Annotated in this window: 12 protein-coding genes; 3 read left to right on the forward strand and 9 right to left on the reverse strand. The window is 60.4% G+C overall.

Features of this window, described 5'->3' with window-relative positions; genetic code table 11:
* The first annotated feature begins 76 nt into the window (after positions 1–76).
* On the forward strand, positions 77–379 hold the full coding sequence (locus EPZ47_RS18935; RefSeq protein ID WP_135846203.1) for a hypothetical protein: 303 nt from the start codon (positions 77–79) through the stop codon (positions 377–379).
* Between the two features lie 289 nt (positions 380–668).
* The gene (locus EPZ47_RS18940; protein WP_003179963.1) at positions 669–881 is read left to right on the forward strand and encodes a cold-shock protein; all 213 of its coding nucleotides are present in this window, start codon (positions 669–671) and stop codon (positions 879–881) included.
* A gap of 68 nt (positions 882–949) precedes the next feature.
* Here the strand turns inward: EPZ47_RS18940 and EPZ47_RS18945 are convergent, their stop codons facing one another.
* A complete protein-coding gene (locus EPZ47_RS18945) occupies positions 950–1264 on the reverse strand; it encodes an I78 family peptidase inhibitor (protein ID WP_135846204.1) in 315 nt (104 codons plus the stop codon).
* 165 nt (positions 1265–1429) lie between these two features.
* The gene (locus EPZ47_RS18950; RefSeq protein WP_135846205.1) at positions 1430–1735 is read right to left on the reverse strand and encodes a hypothetical protein; all 306 of its coding nucleotides are present in this window, start codon (positions 1733–1735) and stop codon (positions 1430–1432) included.
* 129 nt (positions 1736–1864) lie between these two features.
* Between EPZ47_RS18950 and EPZ47_RS18955 the strand changes: the two genes are divergently transcribed.
* Complete coding sequence (locus EPZ47_RS18955) at positions 1865–2062, forward strand: hypothetical protein (RefSeq protein ID WP_135846206.1); 198 nt, start codon at positions 1865–1867, stop codon at positions 2060–2062.
* 48 nt (positions 2063–2110) lie between these two features.
* Here EPZ47_RS18955 and EPZ47_RS18960 read toward each other — a convergent pair whose 3' ends face one another.
* From EPZ47_RS18960 to EPZ47_RS18990, 7 genes are read right to left on the reverse strand one after another with little or no spacing between them, the layout of a single operon-like run.
* The gene (locus EPZ47_RS18960; protein ID WP_135846207.1) at positions 2111–3139 is read right to left on the reverse strand and encodes a nucleoside hydrolase; all 1029 of its coding nucleotides are present in this window, start codon (positions 3137–3139) and stop codon (positions 2111–2113) included.
* Between the two features lie 28 nt (positions 3140–3167).
* Entirely contained in the window at positions 3168–3572 is a 405-nt protein-coding gene (rbsD, locus tag EPZ47_RS18965; protein WP_135846208.1) for a D-ribose pyranase, read from the reverse strand.
* Positions 3569–4483 (reverse strand): ribokinase, encoded by a 915-nt coding sequence (gene rbsK / locus EPZ47_RS18970; protein ID WP_135846209.1) that lies wholly within the window; start codon positions 4481–4483, stop codon positions 3569–3571. The genes rbsD and rbsK overlap by 4 nt, the downstream gene beginning before the upstream one ends.
* Before the next feature lie 23 nt (positions 4484–4506).
* Positions 4507–5526, reverse strand: coding sequence for a LacI family DNA-binding transcriptional regulator (locus EPZ47_RS18975; protein WP_135846210.1), 1020 nt, complete (start codon positions 5524–5526; stop codon positions 4507–4509).
* A 3-nt stretch (positions 5527–5529) separates the two neighbouring features.
* Positions 5530–6507, reverse strand: coding sequence for an ABC transporter permease (locus EPZ47_RS18980; RefSeq protein WP_135846211.1), 978 nt, complete (start codon positions 6505–6507; stop codon positions 5530–5532).
* Positions 6504–8057: a sugar ABC transporter ATP-binding protein gene (locus EPZ47_RS18985; protein WP_135846212.1), complete on the reverse strand. Its 1554-nt coding sequence runs from the start codon at positions 8055–8057 to the stop codon at positions 6504–6506. Before EPZ47_RS18985 ends, EPZ47_RS18980 begins: the two co-directional genes overlap by 4 nt.
* A gap of 58 nt (positions 8058–8115) precedes the next feature.
* Positions 8116–9072, reverse strand: coding sequence for a sugar ABC transporter substrate-binding protein (locus EPZ47_RS18990; protein ID WP_135846213.1), 957 nt, complete (start codon positions 9070–9072; stop codon positions 8116–8118).
* Positions 9073–9301: the final 229 nt, after the last annotated feature.

The raw sequence follows: 9301 nt of genomic DNA on the forward strand, positions 1-9301 counted from the left end.
TTATGCCAGAGTGCTGAACTGAACCGAGCTCAACGCCTCAGATAACAAGACATCGACCCAAAAGGAGCATCCTCGCATGCGTCTGAATACATTGTTCGCAGTAGTCGCCCCCCTCGCCCTGCTGCTGCCGCTGACCGCCCACGCCGACTGGCCCAAAGGCGAGCGCGAGAAATACATGGCCCAATGCACCGAGGCGGCAACGCCCCAGATCGGCGCGGCGGCAGCCAAAGCCCATTGTGCCTGTGGCGCCGACGCCATCAAATCCTACCCGGCGAGTGATATCCAGGCGCTGATGGACAACAAGGCGACCCCGCAACTGCAAGAGAAAGCGCTCGGCCAGATCGCCAAATGCAAGGCCAACGCACCCGCAAAAAAATGACTGACCGAAGTCTTTGAGTCGGCTCAGCGCCGATAAAAAAGCCGAAAAACACCCTTTTTCGTACGATTTACTCAGGTTTTACAGCTTTTTTTATCGTCTTTACTTTCGGCTGAAAGCCTTTAAAACCGGGGCTTTCAGCCGGTCAAGGTGGTAAAGAAAACACGACTGATTGGCAAACAACGCGTCCGGGGGGCTCCCAAATCGAACATTTCGACTATGATACCCGGGTGTGCCCAGTTGGCCTGAGCAGCACAGTACACTGAAAATATATGTTTCTTGGAGATACACCATGTCTAATCGCCAAACCGGCACCGTTAAATGGTTCAACGATGAAAAAGGCTTCGGCTTCATCACTCCTCAAGGTGGCGGTGACGACCTGTTCGTACACTTCAAAGCTATCGAAAGCGACGGTTTCAAAAGCCTGAAAGAAGGCCAGACCGTTTCCTTCGTGGCTGAGAAAGGCCAAAAGGGTATGCAAGCTGCACAAGTTCGTCCTGAGTAATTTCTCGGCGCACTAAAAAAACCCCGTCCATGTGACGGGGTTTTTTATGGGCGATTGAAAACCGCCCGTCAGCCGCAGTTCACCCGATTGACCAGCAGGTTGGCATCGGTATTGAGATTCAGGCGATCAGAGCGGTATTCGAGCGTGACCATGTCGTTGGGCTTGAGGAACCGGGCAATCTGCGCGCCGGCACGAGTGCGGGCCTGTTCCAGCAGTTGCGGCGAGGCCTGTTTACCGATGGCGAACTCGGCAGCCTTTGCTTCGCAGCGGCCGCTACCACTCTCGGCGGCCACGGGGTCGGGGGTCGATTCAGAGGTGCTGCTGCAACCGCTCAAGAACGCGGCGGCCAGCAAAGTACTCAATGACACGAGCTTCCAAGGCATGAAGCCTCCTTTTTTTGATAAATAAACAGAGAGCGTGCGACAGCCCAAACAGTGCTTGGTTTCAACACGCGTGGCCATCAGCCTGCCCTCATCCAGAAAACCGGCAGTTTGCCTGACCCCGATCGACCTGGTCAGACATGAATCGTGACTGAATATGAACGACGCTCAATAAACGTCAATGTAATCAAAGGGCGGATTCGGCCAGTTGTCTTTCAGCGCGTTGTAGATCTGCATGACCCAGACCTCGTCACTGGCAGCGACCCGTCCGACGTACCCCGAACCTTTGGCCCACGTCTCAAGCCGAAACAGCAAGCCGTCGATGTCGACACCGCCCACCACGCCCGAAGACAAATAGGCGATCCCCCCCTTGGTCACACGCAATTGGGTGTGCTCGTCATCACTGGCAGAGGCCAGTAACTGACGAACTGCGTCCAAGGTCAGCCCGTCAGGCGCGTTCAAATCGATCTGCACGGCAGGGCTCCTTCGGCAACCAAAAAAACAAGTGTCGCACAGCCCTCCCTTGATGCCTAAGTCGCAGTGCCAACCCGCAGCAAAAATGGTTTACTCAGCCTACAGACCTCCCAACTCGCGAGCCCTGCCATGAGCACCGTCAGCATCGAAGCCACCATCAATGCCAAGTGGTCAGAGGGCCACAGTTCCTACAGCCCGGGTAGCCCGGAGGAATTGGCAATCATCGGCATAGAACTGTTGGTCAGGGAGCTGGGGACGGAGGTTGCCCGCAACTTCATCCAGCAGGCATTCGAGCGATACCCGAGCGCCATTGACGCTGCGGACTGAAGCTCACGCGCCCGCAGACCGAGGCCTGCGGGCACGCAGCAAGGCAGGTTACTTGAGGCGCGCCAGACGCTCGGTCAGCAGGTCAAAGAAGCCCTGGGCATCACCGTTTTCCACCCAGAAGGCATTCTTCGGCGCCTTCAGGCCGTCGTACCAGTCGACGATGGTCTGGCCGAAAGTCGGGCCTTCGCGACTGTCCACCACCAGGTTGACCGAACGACCGGTAAACAATTGCGGCTTGAGCAGGTAGGCAATCACCGTCGCGTCATGTACCGGCCCACCCGTCATGCCGTAGTGTTCCATGTCGCCCTTGACGTATTCGTTGAGGATATCGCCCACCAGCTTGCTGGCGTTGTTGTTCAGCGCGGCGATCTGCTTCAGGCGCGCTTCGCTGGTGAGGACCTTGTGGGTCACGTCCAGGGGCAGATACGTCAGCTTCAGGCCACTTTTCGCGACGATCTCCGCTGCCTGTGGATCGGCGAACAGATTGAATTCGGCCACTGGCGTGATGTTGCCGCCGTTGAAGTGCGCGCCGCCCATAATCACCACTTCCTTGATGCCCTGGGCGATGTCCGGTTCCTGGATCAGCGCCAGGGCCAGGTTGGTCTGCGGGCCGAGCATGGCGATGGTGATGCTGTGGGGCTTGGCGGCCTTGAGGGTATCGATCAGGTAATTGACGGCATTGCCCTTGGCCAACCCCTGCTTCGGCTCGTGCACGGTGACACCCGACAGGCCTTCCTTGCCATGGATGTTTTCCGCATAGATCGGCGTACGCATCAATGGCTTCGGCGCGCCAGCATACACGGGCACATCTTCGCGCCCCGCCCACTCCCGCGCCAGGCGAGCATTGCGAGAGGTCTTGTCCAGGCGCACATTGCCCGCCACCGTGGTCAGCGCGCGGATATGCAACTCCTCGGGGGACGCCAGGGCGAACAGCAGCGCCACCACGTCATCGGCCCCCGGATCGGTGTCGATGATCAGGTCGATTTTTTCCGCCGCCTGGGCGCTTGTAGCGGTGATCAAGGACAAAAGCAGCAGACTCCGGAACAGTTGATGCATTTTTTGAGCATAGCGGTACATGGCGCATTCCTTGTGCAGGGTTGTAGGGTTAGAACGTGACTCCAGCGATCAACACGATGTTGCAGTACGGCGAGCATTCTCCGGTGCGAATAATCGCCCGGGCTTCACGACTAAGATGCTTGAATTGTTCGTGACTGACCCGCTCCCGCGCGCCCAGCGCGCCTTCGGCGTGCAGTGCCTCCAATGTCGTCAGGGCCGAGGGTTGTTTATCGAAAATCTCCTCTGCCAGCACATGGCTTTCCACCTGCATTTCACTGAGCACCACGTTCAAGGTGCTGACAAAATCGGGAATACCCCGGGTCAGGGCCAGGTCGATCAATTCGACCCCGGGCGGCACCGGCAAGCCGGCGTCACCGATGACCACCTTGTCGCCATGGCCAAGAGAGGCGATCAGTCGCGACAGTGCCACATTCAACAACGGCGTCTTTTTCATGATTTGAAAGCCTGTACTTCCAGCAAGGTGGGAATGGAGGGCTGCGCGCCTGCGCGGGTGACCGACAGCGCTGCGGCGACCTGGCCGAAACGAATCGCATCGACCTGGCTGTTGCCGTTGGCCAGGGCCGCCGCGAAGCCACCGACAAAAGTGTCCCCCGCCGCCGTGGTGTCCACCGCCTTGACCAACGGCGCCGGGAAGTGTTCGAAACTCGCTCCGTTGGCGAACAGCAGACCCTGGGCGCCCAGGGTCACGATCACCTTGCCGGCGCCGGCGGCGATCAAATGCGTCGCGGCGGCTTCGGCGGTTTCCAAAGAGTCCACCGCCACCCCGCTGAGAACCGCCGCCTCGCTTTCATTGGGGATCAGGTAGTCGACGTAGGCGTACCAGTCGGCCGGCAACGCATGGGAGGCCGGCGCCGGGTTGAGGATAACGATTTTGCCTAACTCGCGGCCGCGCTTGAGTGCATGGCCGACGGTGGCGTCCGGTACCTCGAGCTGACAGATGATGACATCGGCGCTTTGCAGCACCTCATCGAAACGGTCCAGAACCTCAGGCGTCAGCACGCCGTTGGCGCCGGCGACGATCACGATCGCATTCTGGCTGTTGTCGTCGACGACGATCAGCGCCACGCCGCTGGAACCGTCCACGACGCTGACCGCCTGGCAATCGATGCCCTCGGCCAGCAGCGCCCCGCGCAATTGTTCGCCGTAGGCATCGCTGCCCACGCAACCGACCATGGACACCTGCGCCCCCAGGCGCGCGGCAGCCACGGCCTGGTTGGCCCCCTTGCCGCCCGGGATGGTGCGGAACGATTCACCGATCAGCGTTTCACCGCCCCGGGGCAGACGCGGCGCCCGGGTCACCAGATCCATGTTCAGGCTGCCTATTACCACTACTTTTGCTGGCATACATCATTACTCATCAATTCGGTTCAGCGGTATTGGGCGAATGTACCGGACAACGGTGCAGTCGACTCTCGCAAGACAATGCTGGGTGTCACGATCCGCTGCTCAGTGGCAATTGCCGGCGTAGCAATACGCCGCAGCAGCACTTCCGCCGCCATCTCGCCGAGGTGCAGGATCGACTGCCCCACCGTGGTCAACGCCGGGTAGACATAACGGCTCATTTGAATGTCATCGAAACCGATGACCGACAATTCGCTGGGCACGCGCACGTTGCGCTCGGCGGCGGCGCGCAGCACACCGATGCCGATCATGTCGTTGGCCGCAAAAATCGCGCTGGGCGGCTGTTGTTCAAGCAACTGGGCGGCGGCGCGGTAACCGCCGGTACTGGTGAAATCACTCTCAAGCATGCGCTCGACCGGCAATTCGATCCCCGCCTCTTTCAGAGCCCGGCAATAACCGGCCAGGCGCATTTGCGCCACACTGGTCTCGGCCGGACCGCCGATAAAGGCAATGTCGCGATGCCCCAGCTCGAGCAGGTGCCGGGTCGCCAGGTACGCGCCGTACTCATGGTCGATGCGCACCAGGTCCGCGTCGACGCCGTCGAGCCCGCGGTCGACGATTACCATGGGTGTGCGCACATTGGCCAACCCCTCGGCCAGGCCGATATCGCCGCCAGCGGATGCGACGATCAGGCCGTCGATGCGTTTTTCCAGCAGCACCCGCAAGTAACTGCGCTGCTTGTCCGGGTTGTCGTCGGAGTTGCACAGGATCACGCAGTAGCCGTTGCGCTCACAGTAATCCTCGATCCCCCGGGCCAATTCAGCAAAGTACGGGTTGAGGCTGTTGGGCACCAACAGGCCGATGGTCGCCGTGGTCTTGGCCTTGAGCGAACGGGCCACGGCGCTGGGCACGTAGTCCAGTCGCTCGATGGCCGCCTCGACCTTGAGCCGCACCTCTTCACTGACCGGCCGGGTCTTGTTCACCACGTGAGACACGGTGGTGTAGGAAATCCCCGCGAGCGCCGCCACATCCTTGATCGTCGCCATGGTTCAAGCCCGCCGACTGGCGCGCTGGCTGCGATAGGTATCGAGCACGACCGCCACCACGATCACCGCACCGGTAATGATGCGCTTGGTCGGCTCAGTGGCGCCGATCTGCGCCAGCCCCGCCGCCAGCACGGAGATAATCAACACGCCAAAGAAGGTACTGATGACCGAACCGCGCCCGCCCATCAGGCTGGTGCCGCCGATCACCACGGCAGCGATCACTTGCAGTTCCAGACCTGAGCCGGCGTTCGGATCCGCCGCCTCCAGGCGGGAAATCTGAAACAGCGCCGCCAAACCGGCCAGCAGCCCCATCAGACTGAATACCAGGATCTTGTAGGGCTTTGGATTGATGCCCGCCAGGCGCACGGCTTCTTCATTGGTGCCGATGCCGATCAGGTAGCGACCGAACACGGTACGGGTCAGCACTGCCTGGGCAATGAAGATCACCAGCAGGGCAATGATGAACGAGGGAGAAATGCCAAAGGCGATCGGGTTGGACAGCCAGGCGAAGGAGTCGCCGATGTAGGCCGTGCGCGAGCCGGTCATCTGGTACGCCAGGCCCCGAGCCATTTCCAGCACGCCAAGGGACACAATGAACGATGGAATCCGCCACGCCACGGTAATCGAACCGGTGACGGTCCCCGCCAGCGCCGCCACGGCCATGCCGAGCAAGGCCGAGGGCCAGACGCTCCAGCCCCAGCCGAGAACGGCCACGCTCACCGTCGATGCCGCCAGCGCCAATACCGAGCCCACCGACAGATCGATGCCGCCGATGATCAGGATGAAGGTCATGCCAACCGCCAGCACCATGAGGTCTGGGATCTGGTTGGCCAAGGTACTGAAGGTGTCATAGGAAAGAAAATGGCTACTCAGCGCCGAAAACAGCGCGACCATGGCCAGCAAGGCGCCGGCCAGGCCCAGGTAGGTGCCGAGGCCATAGAAGTTGCCACTCGATTTGCCGACGGCAGATGCGGTTTTCATGAAAGATCCCTAGGCGCTGCTTCGTTGAGCAACGCATCACGTTTCTGGTAGCCGGCGAATGCGGCGGCAAGCAAGTCATCCTGGGTCCAGCTGTCGCGCTCGAACGTGTCGATCAGGCGTCCGGCGGACAATACGCCAATGCGGTCACAGATCAGCATCAGTTCTCGCAGGTCACTGGACACCACGACCAGCGCCTTGCCCTGGCGCGTCAACTCACCGAGCAGGGCATAAATGTCGAATTTGGCGCCGACGTCGATGCCTCGGGTTGGCTCATCGAACAACAGTACCGAGCAATCGCGTTCGAGCCAGCGCCCAATCACCACCTTCTGTTGGTTGCCACCCGACAGTTCGGACACCAACTGGGTCGGACTGGAACTGCGGATGCGCATGGCGTCGATCTGCCGCTGCGCCAACGCCAGCTCTTCACTGCCATTGACCAAACCGGCGCTGGAAATTTCCGGCATGTTGCCCAGGGCAATGTTCGCGGCGATGGACTGAGTCAGCAGCAGGCCTTCGCCCTTGCGGTCCTCGGTAATCAAGGCGATGCCATGGGCCACCGCATCGGCCGGGGAGCGGATGCTGACCACATTGGCAGGTGAGCCCAGCGCCACGGTGCCGCTGTCGGCTGCATCGGCGCCGAAGATCAGCCGCAACAGTTCGGTGCGCCCTGCCCCAATCAGGCCGGAAATACCGAAGATCTCACCACTGCGTACTTCAAAGGACACATCGCGAACCTTGTCCGAACGGCTCAGGCCTGTGACGGTCAGGGCCGGCGCGCCGATCTGGCGTGGGCCCAGGTCGATGTGCTCGCCCAGCTCCCGGCCGACCATCAGGGTCACCAGTTGCTCGCTGTTGTAGTTGGCCATCGGCTCTACGCAGACCAGGTTGCCGTCACGCAGCACCGCAATGCGTTGGGCCACCTGCGCCAGCTCTTCGAGGCGATGGGAAATGTAGATGATCGACACGCCCCGAGCCTGCAGGCGAGTAATCTGCTCAAAGAGCATCTCGACTTCCCGGGCCGTCAGCATGGCGGTCGGCTCGTCGAGAATCAGCACACGGCAATCGCCGATCAGGTTGCGGGCGATTTCAACCATCTGCTGATGACCGATACCCAGCTCACCCACCAGGGTGTCGGGGTCGATCGCATCGAGCCCGACCTGGGCCATGGCCTCGATCGCCGCTTTGCGCAATTGCTTGCGGCTGATCCAGCCACCGACGCTGGGCAGGTTGTCGAGAAACAGGTTTTCCGCCACGGACAGGGTCGGCAGTAAATTGAGCTCCTGCATCACCATGCGCACGCCCAGCTCTTCAGCCTGGGTACGGCTGCCAGGACGGTACTCCTGCCCCAGAAATTGCATCTGCCCGGTGGTCGGCGTCACCAGCCCCCCAATGATCTTGGACAAGGTGCTTTTACCGGCGCCATTTTCGCCGGTCAGCGCCAGCACTTCACCGCGCATCAACGTCAAGTCGATGCCGGTCAGTACCGGCTGGGCATAGGTCTTGCCGATACCGCTGACAGACAGGACAGCGTTCGGGTCGGGAACGGACATAAAAAACTCTCCAATACGCCCGCCCGAGTGGGCGAGCGCCGTTGTGTCGCCAGGATAACTACTTGGTCACCAGCTCGACCGGAGTTTCGATAACACCGTTGGTACCATTGTCGACTTTTTCGCCCTTGAGAATCTTCAAGGCCGTCTCGATGCCGAATACCGCTTGCTTGGCGGCGAACTGGTCGGCAGTCGCCAGGACGCGACCGTCCTTGAGCATGGGCTTGATAGCATTGATGTTGTCGTAGCCGACCACTTGCACCTTGCCCGCCTTGCCCGCCGCGCGCACGGCCGATACCGCGCCGACCGCCATGCTGTCGTTACCGGCCAGCAGGGCCTTGATGTTCGGATATTCGCTGAGCATTGAGGCGGCAACCTGGTTGCCCTTGTTGATTTCCCAGTCGCCCGATTGCAAGGAGACGACCTTGATCTGCGCCGCTTCCATTGCATCCTTGAAGCCCGCAGTACGCGCCTGGGCGTTGGTGGTGGTGGACACACCTTCGATGATGCCGACCTCGTCACCGGCCTTGAGCTGCTTGGCCAGGTACTCACCGACCAGGCGCGCGCCCTTGCGGTTGTCCGGGCCTACGAACGGCACGTTGATGTTCTTGCTCTTGACCACGGCCGGATCGAGCTGGTTATCGATGTTGATCACCGTGATGCCAGCGTCGACGGCTTTCTTGATCACCGGCACCATGGCCTTGGAGTCCGCAGGCGCGATGATCAGGGCATCGACCTTGGACACGATCATCTGCTCGACGATACGGATCTGGTTGGCAGTGTCGGTTTCGTCCTTGATCCCGTTGGAGATCAGGTCGAAATCGGCGGAGTGTTCCTTCTGATAAGCCTTGGCGCCGTCTTCCATGGTCAGGAAGAATTCGTTGGCCAGGGATTTCATGACCAGGGCGACCTTGGGTTTTTCAGCGGTCTGGGCGAATGCCGAGGAGAAAGGCAGCGCAGCGGATGCGGCCGCGAGCATGGCAACAGCGAGAAGGCGTCCAGCGAATGGCAACTTCATGGGTTCACTCCGATCTTATGATTATTGTGAGCAAATCATTGCACGGAATGCCGCGCAAACGTTTGCGTGGAGTGAACTATGGTAAGGCTTCGCGGTTTTGTCAACGTCGTGGGCCTATCTCCGCAAGCCAGTCTACCGGGTTGACCAACATACTCGAACCCCGATTGGCTTGCCTGTTTAAACCCGCCGATAAAAAAGTCACCTCTCCTACATCAAAACTGAAAAAGCG

It is taken from the genome of Pseudomonas viciae, assembly GCF_004786035.1.
Lineage (GTDB): Bacteria > Pseudomonadota > Gammaproteobacteria > Pseudomonadales > Pseudomonadaceae > Aquipseudomonas > Aquipseudomonas viciae.